Origin of the sequence: Deinococcus arcticus, from assembly GCF_003028415.1 — a bacterium.
In the GTDB taxonomy this organism is placed as follows: domain Bacteria; phylum Deinococcota; class Deinococci; order Deinococcales; family Deinococcaceae; genus Deinococcus; species Deinococcus arcticus.
In genome coordinates, this window is record NZ_PYSV01000019.1 from 52,770 (window position 1) to 69,017 (window position 16,248).

General features: G+C 65.9%; 14 protein-coding genes. 7 read left to right on the forward strand and 7 right to left on the reverse strand.

From position 1 onward, the window contains the following. Positions 1-279 precede the first annotated feature (279 nt). From C8263_RS15990 to C8263_RS16000, 3 genes are all read left to right on the forward strand, one after another. Positions 280-1,176: an MBL fold metallo-hydrolase gene (locus C8263_RS15990; protein ID WP_107139135.1), complete on the forward strand. Its 897-nt coding sequence runs from the start codon at positions 280-282 to the stop codon at positions 1,174-1,176. A 48-nt stretch (positions 1,177-1,224) separates the two neighbouring features. Then, the gene (locus C8263_RS15995; RefSeq protein ID WP_107139136.1) at positions 1,225-1,917 is read left to right on the forward strand and encodes a Dps family protein; all 693 of its coding nucleotides are present in this window, start codon (positions 1,225-1,227) and stop codon (positions 1,915-1,917) included. Positions 1,918-1,990: 73 nt separating this feature from the next. After that, the gene (locus C8263_RS16000) at positions 1,991-2,482 is read left to right on the forward strand and encodes a DUF4385 domain-containing protein (RefSeq protein WP_107139137.1); all 492 of its coding nucleotides are present in this window, start codon (positions 1,991-1,993) and stop codon (positions 2,480-2,482) included. Positions 2,483-2,776: 294 nt separating this feature from the next. Here the strand turns inward: C8263_RS16000 and mobA are convergent, their stop codons facing one another. The 6 genes from mobA to C8263_RS19040 all read right to left on the reverse strand — a co-directional run bounded on the left by mobA (position 2,777) and on the right by C8263_RS19040 (position 10,064). Further along, positions 2,777-3,319 carry a molybdenum cofactor guanylyltransferase gene (gene mobA, locus C8263_RS16005; RefSeq protein ID WP_107139138.1) on the reverse strand — a complete coding sequence of 181 codons (543 nt, stop codon included), beginning with the start codon at positions 3,317-3,319 and terminating at the stop codon, positions 2,777-2,779. Positions 3,320-3,322: 3 nt separating this feature from the next. Continuing rightward, complete coding sequence (locus tag C8263_RS16010) at positions 3,323-4,774, reverse strand: aldehyde dehydrogenase family protein (RefSeq protein WP_107139139.1); 1,452 nt, start codon at positions 4,772-4,774, stop codon at positions 3,323-3,325. 211 nt (positions 4,775-4,985) lie between these two features. Further along, the gene (locus C8263_RS16015) at positions 4,986-6,137 is read right to left on the reverse strand and encodes a prepilin peptidase (RefSeq protein WP_107139140.1); all 1,152 of its coding nucleotides are present in this window, start codon (positions 6,135-6,137) and stop codon (positions 4,986-4,988) included. A gap of 46 nt (positions 6,138-6,183) precedes the next feature. Further along, entirely contained in the window at positions 6,184-7,491 is a 1,308-nt protein-coding gene (locus tag C8263_RS16020; RefSeq protein WP_107139141.1) for a DUF2330 domain-containing protein, read from the reverse strand. 182 nt (positions 7,492-7,673) lie between these two features. Further along, positions 7,674-9,161 carry a 30S ribosomal protein S12 methylthiotransferase RimO gene (gene rimO / locus C8263_RS16025; RefSeq protein WP_107139142.1) on the reverse strand — a complete coding sequence of 496 codons (1,488 nt, stop codon included), beginning with the start codon at positions 9,159-9,161 and terminating at the stop codon, positions 7,674-7,676. Positions 9,162-9,293: 132 nt separating this feature from the next. Then, complete coding sequence (locus tag C8263_RS19040; RefSeq protein ID WP_146160727.1) at positions 9,294-10,064, reverse strand: hypothetical protein; 771 nt, start codon at positions 10,062-10,064, stop codon at positions 9,294-9,296. A gap of 642 nt (positions 10,065-10,706) precedes the next feature. On the opposite strand from C8263_RS19040, the gene minD reads away from it, so the two are divergent. From minD to C8263_RS16045, 4 genes are all read left to right on the forward strand, one after another. Next, positions 10,707-11,507 carry a septum site-determining protein MinD gene (gene minD / locus C8263_RS16030; RefSeq protein ID WP_107139143.1) on the forward strand — a complete coding sequence of 267 codons (801 nt, stop codon included), beginning with the start codon at positions 10,707-10,709 and terminating at the stop codon, positions 11,505-11,507. A gap of 1 nt (position 11,508) precedes the next feature. Beyond that, positions 11,509-11,760, forward strand: a complete 252-nt coding sequence (gene minE / locus C8263_RS16035) for a cell division topological specificity factor MinE (RefSeq protein WP_107139144.1) — start codon at positions 11,509-11,511, stop codon at positions 11,758-11,760. 131 nt (positions 11,761-11,891) lie between these two features. Beyond that, positions 11,892-12,959, forward strand: a complete 1,068-nt coding sequence (locus C8263_RS16040) for an FtsW/RodA/SpoVE family cell cycle protein (protein ID WP_107139153.1) — start codon at positions 11,892-11,894, stop codon at positions 12,957-12,959. Between the two features lie 557 nt (positions 12,960-13,516). Then, positions 13,517-15,160 carry a DUF937 domain-containing protein gene (locus C8263_RS16045; protein WP_107139145.1) on the forward strand — a complete coding sequence of 548 codons (1,644 nt, stop codon included), beginning with the start codon at positions 13,517-13,519 and terminating at the stop codon, positions 15,158-15,160. Between the two features lie 94 nt (positions 15,161-15,254). On the opposite strand, the gene C8263_RS16050 is transcribed toward C8263_RS16045, so the two are convergent. Further along, positions 15,255-15,977, reverse strand: coding sequence for a phosphodiester glycosidase family protein (locus C8263_RS16050; RefSeq protein WP_107139146.1), 723 nt, complete (start codon positions 15,975-15,977; stop codon positions 15,255-15,257). Positions 15,978-16,248: the final 271 nt, after the last annotated feature.

Consider the following 16,248-nt stretch of genomic DNA (forward strand, 5'->3'; position numbering starts at 1 on the left):
GCAGACCTGCACAGCAGCAGAGAAGCGCAGCTGGCAACAGCGGAGAGATGAGCGGCACCAGGCCAGGAAAACGGGGCCGCCAGGCAGCCCGGGAGCGCCATTCCACCCACGGGGCCAGGCACAGCCACGCGCCGCACACCCACAGCCCAGCGGTGGCCAAGGCGTGTGCGGCCAGAAGAGGAACGAGCAAAACGGCCATAGGTTTCACCGTAGCCCAGCGGCCGGCCGGCTGGTGCTGAGGTTGAGGCCCCCAGCGCGGCCGGGCGCTACCCTGCAGGCATGACCCTGCAGCCTCTGGTGCCTGGTGCGTGGTATCTGCCGGGCGCGGTGAACAGTGTGGTGCTTGAAGACGGCCAGGGCGGCGCCCTGCTGGTGGACACCGGCCTGGACGAGGGCCACGCCCGCAAGCTGCTGCGGGCGCTGGACGGCGCGGGGCTGCGGCCCACCGCCGTGCTGAACACCCACAGCCACGCCGACCACCACGGCGGCAACACCACTGTCCTGCGGCGCTGGCCTGACCTGGAGGTCTGGGCGCCGCCGCTGGAAGCGGCCATCATCGCCCACCCGATGCTGGAACCGCTGGGGCTGTTCGGGGCCCGGCCCCCCCGGGAACTGCAGACCAAGTTCCTGCTGGCCCCGGCCAGTCCGGCGCGCCCCCTGCCGGGCACCGGGCCCCTGATTCTGGGCGGCGTGCCCCTGGAGCTGCTGGATGTGCCGGGCCACGCCCTGCAGATGGTGGCGGTTCGCTGTGGGGAGCTGCTGTACGCCGCCGACGCCCTGTTTGGCCCGGAGGCGCTGGCCAAGCATCCCCTGACCTTCTGCGCGGATTCGGCCGCCCAGAAGGCCAGTGCGGCGGCGCTGGGGGCGCTGGCGGGCGTGCAGGTGACCCTGCCCGGGCACGGCGCACCCACCGCTGATCTGCCGGGGCTGGCGGCGGCCAACCTCGCCGCCTATGACCGGACCACTGCGGCCGTGCAGGCGGCGGTCGCGGCGGCGCCCGGCACCGTGGACGAGTTGCTGGCCCGCGTGTGCGTCGCGCTGGGGCTCACCATGACTGGCCCGGGCGCGGTGGTCCTGAACCGCGCGGTGGTCAGCGCGCACCTGACCGAGGGGCTGGAGGGGGGCCGGGTGGCCCTGAGCGTGGACGGCCAGCGCCTGCTGTTCACGCTTGCGTGAAGAAACGCCGTATAGGCCGGAGGCGGAGGGTGGGGGTACGGTGGCCCCATGACCAAGAAGAGTGCAGACGGCAAGAAAGCCCAGAGCGGCCAGAAGGCGGGCGAGCGCGGCGCCCGGGGGGCCAACCGGGGTGCTGGCGCCCTGGCTGAGAGCGGGAGCCGGAGCGCGGCCCCCAGCGACGGTAAGCCGGCAGCGGGGCAGCCCACCGGCCGCGCCAATGCCGACGCCGCACATCTGAACGCCACGAACAACGCCCTGGTGGATCACGCCTACCTCACCGAGGATGAATTCGGCACGGTGGCCGAGACCCTGCAGCGCAACCTCGCCACCACCATCAGCCTGTACCTGAAGTTCAAGAAGTACCACTGGGACATTCGAGGGCGCTTCTTCCGCGACCTGCATCTGGCCTACGACGAGTTCATTGCCATGATCTTCCCCGCCATTGACGAGCAGGCCGAGCGCCTCGTGGCCCTGGGTGGCAGTCCTATCGCGGCGCCCGCCGACATCGAGCGCTACAGCACCGTGACCGTGCCCACTGAGACGGTCCGCGACGCCCGCACCCAGGTGAGCGATCTGGTGGCGGACCTGACGCGCGTGGGCCGGGGCTACCGCGACGACTCGCAAACCGTGGACGACGCCAACGACCCCGCCACGGCCGACCTGTACAACGGCTACGCCGCCACCGTGGACAAGATCCGCTGGATGCTGCAGGCCATGATGGACGACGAGCGGATGAATTGAGCGGATGGTAGGTGATGGTGGATGGACGAAGGCGGTCCTTCATCACCTGCCCACCATCCACCATCACTCCTTTATGCCGAAATTCGATTACTCCCTTGATTACCGCACGCTGGACCTGCGCGCCCACCCCGAGCTGTACCGGGTGGGCGTGGGGGAACAGGGCGTGCTGCTGGTGCAACCGTACAAGGGCGAACTGCTGCCGCACTGGCGCTTTGCCACGCCAGAACTGGCCCGCGAGAGCAGCGAGACCATCTACACCCTGTTCCTGGCCTACCTGAAGGCCGGGGACTTCGTGGGCGCCGACATGGCGCGTAAATTCCTGCAGATGGGTTTTACCCGCTCGCGGCGCTATGCCAACCACAAGGGCGGCAAAAAGTACGACGGCCCGGTGCCCGCCGATAAAAAGGGCCGGAGCGGCGCCCACGGCCGCCCCGAACTGCCCCGCACCCCCGAAGACCCGGTCAAGGCCGAATCCGCCCGCATCTTCAAGGCCAAGTGGGACGAGGCCGAGGCCAATGAGGAGTACGCCCGGCTGAAAAAGGAGCACAAGGCCAAGTACGGCTGATACGGATTCCGGAATATGTTACGGAATTTTTCCGCCCGGAGGAAGAAGGAACAAATGCGGATGTCCAGGAATTGGGCTGGAACAGCGCCGAAGGCGGGGAACATCCGGCTCCTTCCCGGATGGTACGGAAATGGACGGCAGTCCGTATGAGGGGCCAGCACAGACGCCGGGTCGGGTCACGGAGACCATCAAGGACAGTCGCAGCCCCACTGCATGGCCTTGACGCCCCCCGCATACGGCGCTATAGTTCTGGACATCACCGCCCAGAGAGGCGGCTTTTTTATTGTCAGTTCTCTACGGCCCCAGGTCGGCAGGCGTGTTGACATTGCGCAGGGGCGGCAGCCCTGGCATCAGGACGGTGTTCTCTGGAGGGGCAGCCAGCCGTAACCGACGCTCGCCGCTGTCCAGCAGCGCGGTCACCCGGGGCAGGAGGCCCGTGTGGTACAGCGCCGCCAGCGGTTGCGGGCGTCCCTGTGCGTCCTGCGCCTGCACGCTCCGGGCCTCTGCGGTGCAGGCCAGCCACAGGGCCTGCCAGTGGGCCTCTGTCAGATCGGGCAGGTCCACGCCGGCAAAGGCCACCCAGCCGGGCGGGGCGGCGCGCAGGGCGGCTTCCAGGCCAGCCAGCGGGCCCTGGCCGGGGCGGGTGTCGGGGACCACCTGCCAGCCCGGCACCGCGTACCGGCCTTCCGGAGCCACAATCAACCGAACGGCGCACCCCTGCAGGCTGGCACACACCCGCTGGAGCAGAGTTTGTCCGTCCACCTGGGCCAGCGCTTTATCCGAACCAAAGCGGCTGGAACGGCCCCCGGCCGTCACGGCGGCCGTCAGGTCCTGCACGGCCTAGTCGCGGGGGCCACTCTGGCGTTCCAGCAGGCGCAGGGCCCAGGCCACAAAGCGCGGCCCGGGGCGGCCGTATGGGGGGTAGGTGAAGCGCACCGGGCTGCGCCGGGGCTCGGTCAGCACCGCGCGCTGGTGACTGAAGGCCAGAAAGCCGTGTTCGCCGTGGTACGAGCCCATGCCGCTGGCGCCCACGCCGCCAAAGGGCAGGTGCGGGTTGCTGAGGTGCACCACCGTGCCGTTCACAACCATGCCGCCGCTGGTGGTTTCGCGCTGCACGCGGCGGGTCACCGCGTCGTCGCCCGTGAACAGGTACAGGGCCAGCGGGGGGTCCAGGCGGCGAATCAGCGCCAGCGCCTCGTCCAGGGTGCGGTAGGTCAGCACCGGCAGTACGGGGCCAAACAGTTCTTCTTGCATCAGCGGCATGTCGGGCGTCACATCAGTCACGATGGTGGGGGCAATAAAGCGCTCGGCCGGGCTGAATTCGCCGCCGCGCACCACCCGCGCGCCGGCCTGCACACTCTGGCGGGTCAGGCGTTCCAGGCGCTCCACACTGGCGGCGTCCACCATGCGGCCGTAATCGGGGCCGGCGCGCAGCCACGCGCGGTCGCCGTAGCGCCGGGCAATTACCTCGTCCAGCGCCAGCAGCAGCGCGTCCCGCTGCGCCTCGGGCACCAGCACGTAATCGGGGGCCACGCAGGTTTGCCCGGCGTTCAGCAGTTTGCCCCAGGCCAGCCGCTCGGCGCTGGTATACAGGTCGGCGCTGGCGTCCATCAGGGCCGGGCTCTTGCCGCCCAGTTCCAGGGTCACGCTGGTCAGGTGCTGGGCCGCCGCGCGCATCACGTGGCGCCCTACGGCGGTGCTGCCAGTAAAGAAGATGTGGTCGAAGGGCAGTTCGGTCAGGGCGCGGGCCACGTCGGCGTCCCCCTGCACCACAGCCACCAGCTGCGTCTCGAACACCTCTGAGAGCAGCGCGGCCAGCGCGCGGGCCACGTTCGGGGCCTTTTCGCTGGGCTTGAGCACTGCGGTGTTGCCCGCCGCGAGGCTGGCCACCAGCGGCGCCAGCGCCAGATTCACCGGGTAGTTCCAGGGGCTCAGCACCAGGGTCACCCCACGCGCCTGCGGCTGAATCTCACTGCGCGCGCCAATCAGCACCGCCGGGGTGTCTACCCGCCGGGTGGCCATCCAGCGCGGCAGGCGGCGAATGGCGTGCTGAATCTCTTCGAGCACCGGGTGCAGCTCGGTAATTTCGGCCTCGGCGCGGCTCTTGCCCAGGTCCAGCCGCAGGGCGTCGGCCAGCTCGGTCCGGCGGCGGCGAATGGCGTCGTGCAGGCGGCGCAATACCGCCTGCCGCTGCGCCGGGGTGGTCTGCGCCGCCGTCCAGCGGTGGGCCCGCTGACGCTCAAACAGCGCCTGCAGGTCGGAGGTGGTGGCCGGTGGGGCGGACTGCGTCATGGGCACCTCTGGGAAAGCGGGAATTGAACCGAGTATAACGCATGAGGACTGGTCTGACCAGTTGGGGGGAAAGGTGATGATGGAAGGGTGATGGTGAAAGGACGGGGCAGGGCGTGGCACATGGGCCAGCTCCCTCAACGGCGAAAAAAGCAGGTGGCCCCCGAGGACCACCCGCCCTGTCCATCACCCATCAACGATCAACCATCAACCACTACAGCCCCAGCATTCCCCGGTACTCCGCCACCAGGCGCCCGCCCCAGATCAGGGCCACCACAGCGCCCAGGGCCAGGTAGGGGCCGAACTTCACCCGGTTCTCGCGCCGCGCGGCCATCTGCACCAGGCCGAACAGGGCGCCGGCAAACACCGCCACCACCACCGCCACCAGCAGCCGCTCCCAGCCCAGGAACGCGCCGATCACGGCGGCCAGTTTCACGTCCCCGAATCCCATGGCGCTGGCGTCGCTTCCGGCGTCGGCGTCCGGGGTGTCGTCTTCCCGGTGGCGGCGCCAGTGCAGCCACCAGTACACGCCGCACACCAGCGACACGGCCCCGGCCGCGGCCAGGGCGCCCTGCACCATCAGGATCATGCCGGGGCCCACACCCGCGCTGCCCAGGGTCACGCTGATCAGCAGGCCCCCCAGCGTCAGCAGTTCGGGCACGCGCACCACGCGCCGGGCAGCCAGATTCACCCCCGCCGAGAGCAGGCCCACCCCGGCGCCCCACCAGGGGCCCAGCCACGCCCCGGCCAGCAGCGCCAGACTGATCTGCTGGTAGCCCAGCGGAAACTCGGGAAACTGCCGCTCGCGCAGGCGCCGCAGCACCCACGAGCCGAACTGGTTGATGGCCACCAGCAGCCCGGCGCCTAGCAGCGCGCCCTGCACGGCCCCGGCGAAGTCCGGCAGGGCAGAGGTGCCCCACCACCCGTTCAGGGCGCCAAAGGCCAGCCCCAGGGCCACGCCGGGCAACGTCAGTTCATCGGGAATGGTGTAGGTGTCCAGGTCAATGGCGCTGCCCACCAGCAGCAGCGTCAGCAGCACCATCAGCCCCAGGGCGCCCCAGCCGACCACCAGCGGGGGAAACAGCGCGGCCACCGTGGCGTAGCCCACCCCGGTCAGCAGTTCCACCACCGGATAGCGCGCCTTGATGGGCGCCCCGCAGTACCGGCACTTGCCCCGCAGGGCCAGCCAGGAGACCACCGGCACCAGATCAGCCACGCCCAGGCGGTGGTTGCAGTGCGGGCAGTGGCTGGGCGGAAAGGCGATGTTCTCGCCGCGCGGCAGCCGCCAGATCAGCACGTTGGAAAACGAGCCCACCAGCAGGCCCAGCAGACCGGCGAACACCACGAGAAGAAGATCAGGGCTCACGGGGGCAAGTCTACGGGGCAAACTCTTACAACGCCGTCCCCCGGGCCTACTGGCCCTGCGCCATGCGCCGCCGGATGTGGTTGATGTCCCAGCCGGTCAGGTTCGCCAGAGTCTGCGCCTGGGCCTCGGCGCGGCGCTTCAGGTCCGCGCGGTAGGTGTTCATGGCCTGACAATTCGCGCTTCCCTTGTAGGGGTGGCGCAGGATGTAACGACCCTGGAAGGTGCCTTGGTTCTTCGTGACCTTGAAGTGCAGGTCCTGGGGAAAGGTGGCGGCGGTGTAGCGCACATGCAGCCGGGTCAGGTACACGGGTTTGGCGGGACCGCTGGGCGGGGCGCTGCCAGCGGGCACCGGCGCGGGGCGGCCCCAGCCGTCTTCCTGGCGCCAGAACACGCCGGCGGCCTGCAGTTCCTCGGGGGTGGGCGGTTCGGTGGAGCAGGGATCGCAGTTGTTGGTGTTCCAGGCGTATTCCAGCAGGGCCACACTCTTGCCCTCGCGTTCGTAGGCCCGGCGGAACACGTGGCGGTAGAAGGGCCCGAACTGATTTTTCACCAGCAGCGGCACCTCCTTGTTCGTGGGAATGGGCGCCGTGCGGTAGTTGCTGGTTTCCACCCGCCCCTGCGGCGAGAGCAGATACACTGTCAGGTCCTGTTCGCCCGGCGAATTCAGCGTGCCCAGGCGAATGGGCAGCATGAACTTCTCGGAGGTGTACGACAGCACAATGGGATTCAGGAAGCCGCCCCCGGCTTTCTCGAAGCGCTCCACGTTCACCCGCACCACGAAAAATTTCATGCCGCCCTTGATGTAGCTTCCCAGCATTCCGTCCGCGCCGGCAGGCAGCCGGTAGCCCTCGCCGCGCAAGTAGGCGGCCAGGCCGGTCTGCTGCTGGGCGCTCAGAATCAGGATGTCGTATTCGCCCACCTGATAGCTGGCTTCAATCTTCACGCCCTGAGCCTGGGCGCGCGCGGCGGCGCGGTCCTCCATGGGGGCCGAGGTGGTCGCCGTGGTCGGCATGGGCCGGGGCGGCGGCGCACAGGGGTTCTCGTCGAAGTATTCCACCAGCCGGGGCGCACTGTAGGCGTCCAGCTTCTGCACGATGCTGGGATCGCCAATACGGATGTCCTCGCGCCGGGGCACCACCGGAATGGGCACAATCCGGGCAAAGTCCTTCACGTCGCCGGAATAGTCGTTCATCATCGTGAACACGCTGCGGTTGCCGTCGCGCGCAATGATGACCTGATTGGTGCGGTTAAACAGCTTGCTGTCGGCCTTGGCCACAAAAAAGCCGCAGAAGGCCGCCGCCGAGGAGCTCAGGCCGAGGCCAAGCAGGGTCCACGTGAGCCGGGTCTTTCGCATGTGCGCTCCTGGGAACAGGGGAGAGGGGGTGTGCAGCCAGCATACCTGCGCGTCCCGGCCAGCGCGTGCTGATCTGTGGCGCAAAGGGCAGGGGCGCCAGAAGACTGCTCCGGCGCCCCTGCTGTTCTCGGCCCTTAGCCCCTTCGACGCTTAGACCGGACGCGAAAACGCCCCCTAATGCCCTAATGCCGCCCGAAATGCCCCAGCTGCGGCACGTTGGGCTTCCACTCAGGTCTCTCGACGACCTCGCCGTACAGGTCGTACTCGTCACTGTCCTCTATCCGCACGCGCACGATGTCGCCAATCTTGACCTGCCCGGCGAAGTCCCCGGCGTACATGTACACCTGCCCGTCAATACCCGGGGCGTCGCCCTTGGTGCGGCCAATCAGCTTGGTGCCGGGCTGATCGTCGTCGTCATCGTTGAACTCGTCCACGATCACGTCCATCACGCGGCCCACCTTCTCGGCCAGCTTCTCGGCGCTGATGCGCTGGGCCACCGCCATGAAGCGGGCCAGGCGCTCCTGCTTGACCTCCTCGGGCACAGGGCCGTCCAGCCGGTTGGCGTCGGCTTCTTCCACGTCGGAGTAGGCAAAGGCCCCCACGCGGTCCAGGCGGGCGTCTTCCAGAAATTGCAGCAGCTCCTGAAACTCCGCTTCCGTCTCGCCAGGAAAGCCCACGATAAAGGTGGAGCGGATGACCAGCTCCGGGCAGATCTCGCGCCAGCGGCGGATGGTGTCCAGCTGCTTGCCGGCCCCGGGGCGGCGCATGCGCCGCAGCACACTGGGGCTGGCGTGCTGCAGCGGCACGTCCAGATAGGGCAGGATCTTGCCCTGCGCCATCAGCTCCACCAGTTTCTCCACATGCGGGTAGGGGTAGATGTAGTGCATGCGCACCCAGGCGCCCATCTCGCCCAGCTTGGCGGCCAGATCGGTCAGGTGGGCGCGCACTCCCTCGCCCTGGAATTCGCTTTCCCGGTAACGCACGTCCACTCCGTAGGCACTGGTGTCCTGCGAGATGATCATGAGTTCCTTGGTGCCGCCCGCAATCAGGCGAAACGCCTCGTACAGCACCGCGCCCGCGTCACGCGAGACCTGCAGGCCACGCAGCTTGGGAATGATGCAGAACGAGCAGGTGTGGTTGCAGCCCTCGGCAATTTTCACGTAGGCGTAGTGGCGGGGGGTGAGCTTCACGCTGGGCGCGAACACGTCGCCGTGGCGCGTGGCCTCGCGCTCGGGGCGCATGCCGGGGGCCGCCACCGGCAGCAGGCCGGTAAAGGCGTCTGTTTCGATGGGCAGCAGTTCGCGCACGTGGCCCATCACGTCGTCCACGGCCTCACTACCGGTAATGGCGGCCACCTTGGGGTGGCGCTCCATGATTTTCTCGGGGCGCTCGCCCAGGCAGCCGGTCACGATCACCTTGCCGGTGGCGTCCAGCGCCTCGCCAATGGCGTTCAGGCTCTCTTCCACAGCCGGCGTGATAAAGCCGCAGGTGTTCACGATCACTGCGTCGGCGTCCTCGTAGCTGGGGGCCACCTCGTAGCCCTCCACGCGCAGCTGGGTCAGAATGCGCTCGCTGTCCACCAGCGCCTTGGGGCACCCCAGGCTGATGAATCCCACTTTTTTCGTGCCCCCAGTGCTCTTCGCCGGGGCGGGCGTTACGGCTTGTATCATCGTGGCTCCTTGCTCGTGCGCCGCGCCCAGTTCCTGGGGGCACAGAGTTCAGCCCGCCACTGTAGCGCGGCGGGCTGAATTTTTCATGAATGGTGAGACTGTCTACAGATGTGAGTTATTTGCCTCGTCTACTTAGTCAAAACAGGAGGGGTATTGTTTTTTAAAGTCATTAATTTTTCTCAGTGTGCTTTGTTCCCTATTCTTGCCATCTTGGATTCTCTTTCCGGCCATTGCCATGTCGTATTGTGCCTCTACCATTCGGGCAGCATAATAGAGCTTCGCTCTAGGCTGTGCCTTAAGAGCGGCATTCTTAGCTGCTATGAAATTTGCTGAAGCTTTCGAATAATCGGGCGTCGCGAGGCCAATCTCTTGGCGCGCGCTGTTTAAATCAGACAATAAGTTCTGAGGAATGGTGGGGCATGCCGGCTTGCTCGGCTGATTGCCCGTTATGCAAAGAACACCTATTTTGTTCAAGGTTTGAATAGGAGAGTTGAGAGACTCAGGTGTTATCTCGCCAGGGTTGGGGCAGCCAAAATCAGGGTCCGTTGTGGGTACCGTGCAAACCACTATGCTCTGTCCAGAAACTCCGCCATTGGGGTGGGGCATTTCTTGATCACCTCTGTAACACTTAGGCGATACGACGATATTCTGCTCATTCAGATCCTGAGCTGACAGTGGATTTTCAAAGCCTGCAATAGGGTGGCTAGGAAGATAGCCGTTTGTTCCCAATGGAAAGTAAATTCTGGGGTCTCTGAGATTGAAAGGCACGTTGAAATCAGCACCTAAAATTTTAAGACCATCTTTATCCGTAGCTATGGCATTTGTGCTTTTACTGCTCGCATCTGCCAATAGAACTCTGTCATATTTATAAAGATCAGAGGAATCCAAGCGCACAATTTTCACGTTGGAGGCTGTCGCGAGGATTTGCTCTGAACTATAATAGTTTAGTTTTTTTTGCTGCGCCGTAAACGATCAGTTGTAGATCCGGATTATTTATTTTGGGAAGAACTATTTTATAGGTTACTGCATTCGTAAATCCGGTAATTCCACTAGCTTCAACGTAAGCGCTATTCAAATCGAAATCTGCTAGAGTGACATTATTGATTGTGGAAAGTAGGCTGTTAATTGCTGAGCTCAACGAGATTATGCTGTTCTTAAATTATCAGTAGCATCTCCTGCGTAGCTTTATCTTTGATAAGAAGGTTGTAGCACTGTCTGAGATTTGAGGGATGGCTTCTCTGTCTGACTTATTGTGGGCGGCTGCATATTTGCTCCACAACTTGCGAGGGGAAGGGTAATCAAAAGAGCGGAGGCAAGGAGTCTAGCAAGTTTCATTTAATCTCCAAAGTTTGGCAATGCGAAGAACTGAGTGGCAAATCGCTTGCCGTTGACAGTTTTGAGCCTTTTGAGAGCTCCAAGCAAAGTTAATTGATTCTCCTCACTCATAAATACCAATTTCGCTCGACACTTGGGCGCTCATCGTTTAGGGCGTTATTTTTGGATCAGCCCTGCTGGCTATATCAGTAAGCTATACTGCCCCTCAGCATGAATGCCAAGGTCATTGTGGTCACGTCCGGCAAAGGGGGCGTGGGCAAAACCACGACCACCGCGAACATAGGAGCCGCCCTGGCCAAACTGGGCGAGAAGGTCGCGGTCATTGACGTGGACGTGGGCCTGCGAAACCTCGACGTGGTGATGGGCCTGGAGTCACGTGTGGTCTTTGACCTTGTGGACGTCCTGGAGGGCAAGTGCCGCATGAGCCAGGCCCTGATTCGCGACAAGCGCGTGGAGAACCTCTTTCTGCTGCCCGCCTCTCAGACCCGCGACAAAGACGCCCTGGACCCCGAAGTGTTCAAGGGCGTGGTGCGCGACCTCGTGGAGCAGGAGGGCTTTGACCGCATTCTGATTGACAGCCCCGCCGGCATCGAATCCGGCTTCAAGACGGCGGCGGCGCCGGCCGGGGGTGCACTGGTTGTGGTGAACCCCGAAGTCTCCAGCGTGCGCGACGCCGACCGCATCATTGGTCTGCTGGAAGCGCAGCAGGTCAGTGAGATCCGGCTGGTCATCAACCGCCTGCGCCCCAAGATGGTCGCCAGCGGCAACATGCTCAGTGAAGCCGACATCCTCGACATTCTGGGCGTCAAGCCCATCGGCATCGTGCCCGAGGACGAAGGGATCATCGTGAGCACCAACGTGGGCGAGCCGGCGGTGCTGGGCAAGACCAAGGCGGGCGAGGCGTTCATGGCCACCGCCCGGCGCCTGAAGGGCGAGGATGTGCCGTACCCCAAGTTTGAAGAAGACCGGGGGTTCATGGCCGCGCTGCGCCGCCTGTTCGGGGGGGCCTGACATGTTTTCGTGGATGAAGCGGGGCCGCACCAAGGAAACCCTCAAAGACCGTCTGGAACTGGTGCTGGCCTATGACCGCGCCCAGATTCCCCCCGGCAAGGTGGATGCCCTGCGCAACGACCTGCTGGAAGTGGTCAAGCGCTATTTCCCCACCGGCCACAGCTCGGTGGAAATCGAGCAGCGCGGCGACATGGTGGTGCTGATGGCCAATATTCCCCTGGACGAGGGCGGCCCTAGCGGCCGGGCCAGATAAGGCCAGCCCACACCAGTCATCAGGCGGCAAAAGGCGCGGGGTGCGCAGCGGGTGCCCATCAGCGCAGGCCGGGCCCACTCCCACTGGCACCCTCTTATGAAAGTCGCGCCGGCGGGCCGTAGCCTGTGGGCGTGAAGTATGACCTGCGCTTTCCCATCATCATCCTGGCCCTGCTGGTGGTGGGCCTGATGACTGTCAGCACGGCGGCCCTCTCGCCCCGGGCGTCCAGCGGTGTCTTTACCAAGCAGGTGCTGGGGGTGGCCCTGGCCGCGCTGCCGGTGGGGGTGCTGTGGTGGGCGGGGCGCGACCGCGTGTACCGCTTTGCGCCGCAGCTGTTTGCGCTGGCCCTGGCGCTGCAGGCCAGCACCTTCGTCATTGGCAAGGAAGTGAACGGGCAGCGCAACTGGATCATGCTGGGGCCGCTGCAGTTCCAGCCGCTGGAAATCCTGAAATTCGCCCTGATTCTGATGCTGGCGCTGGTGTTGCGCGAGGGCTACAGGGGTATGAGCACCTACGCCCGCGCCCTGGCCGTCTTTTTACCGGCCCTGGCGCTGGTGGTGGTGCAGGATTTCGGCGGGGCCATGGTGCTGGGCGTGATGTTCGGGGTCATGCTGCTGGCGGCCCGCATTCCGGTCTGGCACGCCCTGCTGGCGGTGCTGGCGGTGGGGGTGGCGGTGCCCACGCTGGTGTATCCCCGCCTGGAGGCCTATCAGCAAAAGCGCCTGACCATCTTCCTGGACCCCTACAAGGACCCCCGGGGCGCGGGTTATCAGGTGATCCAGAGCACCATCGCCGTGGGCTCGGGCGGCATGCAGGGCAAGGGCTACAAGCAGGGCAGCCAGTCGCACAACGGCTTTCTGCCGGAAGCCCACACCGACTTTGCCATTTCCACCTGGCTGGAGGAACAGGGACTGGTGGGCGGCGTGATGGTGCTGCTGCTGTACGGCGCGCTGCTGCTGGGGCTGGCCGGCATGGCCGCCGAGGCCCCCCGGCTGCAGGATCAGGTGCTGTTTGCCGGGGTGCTGGGGCAGATTGGCTTTCAGGTGGTGGAAAACATTGGCGCGGCCCTGAGTGTGCTGCCCCTGACTGGAATTACCCTGCCACTCATCAGCTACGGCCTGAGCAGCCTGGTCAGCACCCTGGCGACCCTGGGACTGGCCTACGTGGTGCACCGCGACCGCTTTGAGGGTCAGATCTGAAGCTAAGGACGTTGCACCTCACGTTACGACTTTGCAGGAGAGCACCGAACAGTCTCCACGCCCGGTGCAACGTCCTTTTTTCGATACTCGCTCCGCTCGGTTGATCTTTAGATCAACAGCGAGCTACTTAAGTCCCTCGCTGCCAAGCCCCCGATCAACCGAGCGGGCTGGAACAGCTGCGCCGCAGAGCGAGAAGCGAACCACAGTGCCTCGCACCGGGAATGGAAACGTTTCTGCCCCCTTCTGAAACGTTGAAATGGGAGGGGCGAGGCACTTAGAGGCCGGATGTGCCCGGCAGGAGGGCCGCAGGGGGACAACCCTTCTGCGGCCCTTGCCTATTTGTGCAGGTGTTCATGGGTGCGCAGCCCAGAGACAGACCCCGGCCAGGCACACCCGGCGCCAGCACTGGGCCTGGGGTGTCAAGGCTTCGTAAATGCAGGTGGCAGCGGCGCCGGGTACGGTGAGCCTCATCCTGCCAATGGGCTGCGCCGCGTCCGTTCCCTGGGCACAGGGCGGACAGGGCGGCGTGACCCGGGCGCACGGGTTCAGGAGGAACCATGGTCACAGAAGGACTGGGGACTTTTTTTGAAGCGGGCGTCTCGGCGCTGGCCCGGGTGGTGGGGGCCGACAGCGCCCTGGTGCGGCGTGTGCTGGCCGCCGGGCTCCCCCGGCAACTGGACGCGCTGGCCGATCAGGCCACTGGCGCAGAGGGCCGCGCCCATCTGCTGGAAGCGGTGAACACCCTGCCCGCATTCGGCAGCGTCGAAGCGGCGCTGAATGAATCCGGGGGCGCGCAGAATCTCGAACAGGCCGGCGAACTGCTGACGCCCCCGCTGCTGGGCGAGCAGGCTGCGGCCGTTCACCGGCAGACGGTGCAGGATACAGGCGCCGCCCCCGAACTGGTGACTCGCGTGCTGGCCCTGGCCCTGCCGCTGCTGCTCAGCCGCATGGGCCAGCTGGGTCTGAACGCGCAGAACGCCCCCGAGTGGCTGGGCGGGCTGCGCGGGCAACCGCTGCTGCTGTCCAGCCTGGGCGCTGCAGCGGTGGCCGGCGCCACAGCGGTGAGCCCGCCCCCTGGTGCAGCGCCAAACCTCACGGCGCCGGACCCTCACCTCCCCGCAGCCCAGCCAGATACCACAACGACCACCGTCATCCGTCCCACCGAGCCGGTGCCGCCCGCGCCGGTGGTCACCACCCATCAGCGCACCCGGCGGCGCCGACCCTGGTGGCCGTGGGCGCTGCTTCTGCTGCTGCTGACTCTGGGCGGCTGCTGGCTGCTTCAGCGGCCTTCCGGTCAGGAGACGGCGCCGGCCCCCAGCGTGGGCACCGACAGCGCGTCACCTGTGACGGGGGCGGCCACAGCCCTGGCCTTTACCTTCCCAGCCGCCGGAGAGACGGTGGCGCCCGGCCCGCTGACTGTGCGCGGCACGGGACCCGCAGGGGCCCAGGTCAGCGTGCGCAGCGGTGAGCAGGAGGTGGCCACCGCCACCGTGAATGCGGAGGGTGGCTGGGAGGCCGAGGTACCTGACCTGGCGGCGGGGCCCCAGACCCTGGTGGCCCAGACTGCCGACCCTGAAGGCCGCGCCGAGCTGAACGTGACGGTGGATGAGGCGGCCCCGGTCACGGGCGAGGCACCCGCCGAGCCAGTCACCCCGGGCCAGTTCTCCATCACCGAGCCGGCCGCAAATGCCTCGGTGCCGGCTGGCGCGGTCACTTTGCGCGGCACCGGGCAGGCCGGGCAGACGCTGGAGGTGCGCGAGGGTGACACCAGCCTGGGCAGCGTTCAGGTGGGCGACGACGGCGCGTGGTCGTTCGTGGTCCCCAGCCCTGCGGCTGGCGCGCAGACCTACACCATTCAGACGCCAGCCGGTGAGACGCTGGGCACCGTGGCGGTGACCGTGGCAGCCCTGGCGACGGGAGCGCGTGAACAGCGCTGCACCGAGACCTTTACTCTCAGCATCAGCGACGGGCAGCAGGTGCGCGAGCCCTTCCGCTTTGGTGGCGTGGGAGAGGGGCAGGGCTACTCGGTCACCGTGCGCCGGGGAGATCGCCCCATTGGCCGCAAAAATATTCCCCTGGATGCCACCTGTGGCTGGAGCTACCAGAGCCGACCCGGGCCCGGCGCCATTACCTACGAAGTTCGTCCCCTGGGGCTGCCTGATGCCGAGCCCCTGCGCACCATCAACCTCACGGTTCGCTAAAAGCCGTGCATCCAGCGGGGGCCCGGGTCACGTGCCGGGGCCTTTCGCTTGGCCCTCCGGCGGCAGGCCCGCGCGCCCACCCTCTCTTCGGGCGCTAGCGGCTCACACTCCAGATGCCGGCAAACGGGGCAAACTGCCCAGAGCCGCGTGTGGTCGCAAAAGCGCTGATGCTGCCATCCAGGTACAGGGCATTGGGGCAGCGCAGGGTGTCCCGGAAGAACAGGGCGAACGTGTAGAAGTTGACCGGCGCCCCGCTGATCACAAAGCGCACGCGGCCATCCGCGCATACCCCCACACCACTGCGCACCTTGAACGAGGTCCCAGTTTTGCGAAAGGCGGGATGCAGGCTGCCGTTCTGAACCAGCAGGGGTCCAGACTGGGTGGCGAAGGTGGGGCGCAGGCCCGCGCGGGCAAACGCCTGGGTTTCGGTCACGCCGGCCCGGCGCCCGCTGACCCAGAACACACCGTTGGGCACCAGTGCAAAGTTGCCGCCGCTCTGGGCCCGGTTCAGGGGGACCAGGGTACGGCCCTCTTCTACATGAAGGCCCAGCGGCTTCAAGCCCGGCGCATAGATGCCGCTGTTGGTGGCAAACAGCAGGGTGCGCCCCTCCTTGGCCAGCCGGGCCCGTAACTGCTCGAAGGTGGTGTAGGGGGCGCGGGTGGCAGGGTTCTGCCAGTGGAGTTGCAGGCGGTCGCGGGTCAGATCAATGGTGGCCACCGTGTAGGTCGCGCCCCCCGAGACCGCAGAGCGGATGGACAGAGCCTGCGCCAGAGGGCCACCCAGGGGCAGAACGCAGAACAGGAAGAGGCGCTTCATCCTGGCCATGATGGCAGGGTGCGGCCTCTCAGTCCCATTGAGGCGAGAGGAAGGGGGCCGAAAAAGTTGCCCTTCTGGCGCGGGTTTTTCGGTGATCCTGAATGGTCAGGGAAGGATGGGGAAGAGACGCTTGACAAGATGTGCAATGACCTGTATCTTTTCTGAGCCTCAAGCGAGGCGAGGTGCATGACAACCGATGGAAGCGAGCGAGAAATTGCGAATCACAGGGCCGCAAAGGTCCTGATGAAGAACAGAAGGTCAAGAGACGAAG

What these genes read in the sequence shown, in the direction of transcription:
- C8263_RS15990 (WP_107139135.1), top strand. Translation starts at nt 280, where the DNA reads ATGACCCTGCAGCCTCTGGTGCCTGGTGCGTGGTATCTGCCGGGCGCG.
- C8263_RS15995 (WP_107139136.1), top strand. Translation starts at nt 1,225, where the DNA reads ATGACCAAGAAGAGTGCAGACGGCAAGAAAGCCCAGAGCGGCCAGAAG.
- C8263_RS16000 (WP_107139137.1), top strand. Translation starts at nt 1,991, where the DNA reads ATGCCGAAATTCGATTACTCCCTTGATTACCGCACGCTGGACCTGCGC.
- C8263_RS16010 (WP_107139139.1), bottom strand. Translation starts at nt 4,774, where the DNA reads ATGACGCAGTCCGCCCCACCGGCCACCACCTCCGACCTGCAGGCGCTG.
- C8263_RS16020 (WP_107139141.1), bottom strand. Translation starts at nt 7,491, where the DNA reads ATGCGAAAGACCCGGCTCACGTGGACCCTGCTTGGCCTCGGCCTGAGC.
- rimO (WP_107139142.1), bottom strand. Translation starts at nt 9,161, where the DNA reads ATGATACAAGCCGTAACGCCCGCCCCGGCGAAGAGCACTGGGGGCACG.
- minD (WP_107139143.1), top strand. Translation starts at nt 10,707, where the DNA reads ATGAATGCCAAGGTCATTGTGGTCACGTCCGGCAAAGGGGGCGTGGGC.
- minE (WP_107139144.1), top strand. Translation starts at nt 11,509, where the DNA reads ATGTTTTCGTGGATGAAGCGGGGCCGCACCAAGGAAACCCTCAAAGAC.
- C8263_RS16045 (WP_107139145.1), top strand. Translation starts at nt 13,517, where the DNA reads ATGGTCACAGAAGGACTGGGGACTTTTTTTGAAGCGGGCGTCTCGGCG.
- C8263_RS16050 (WP_107139146.1), bottom strand. Translation starts at nt 15,977, where the DNA reads ATGAAGCGCCTCTTCCTGTTCTGCGTTCTGCCCCTGGGTGGCCCTCTG.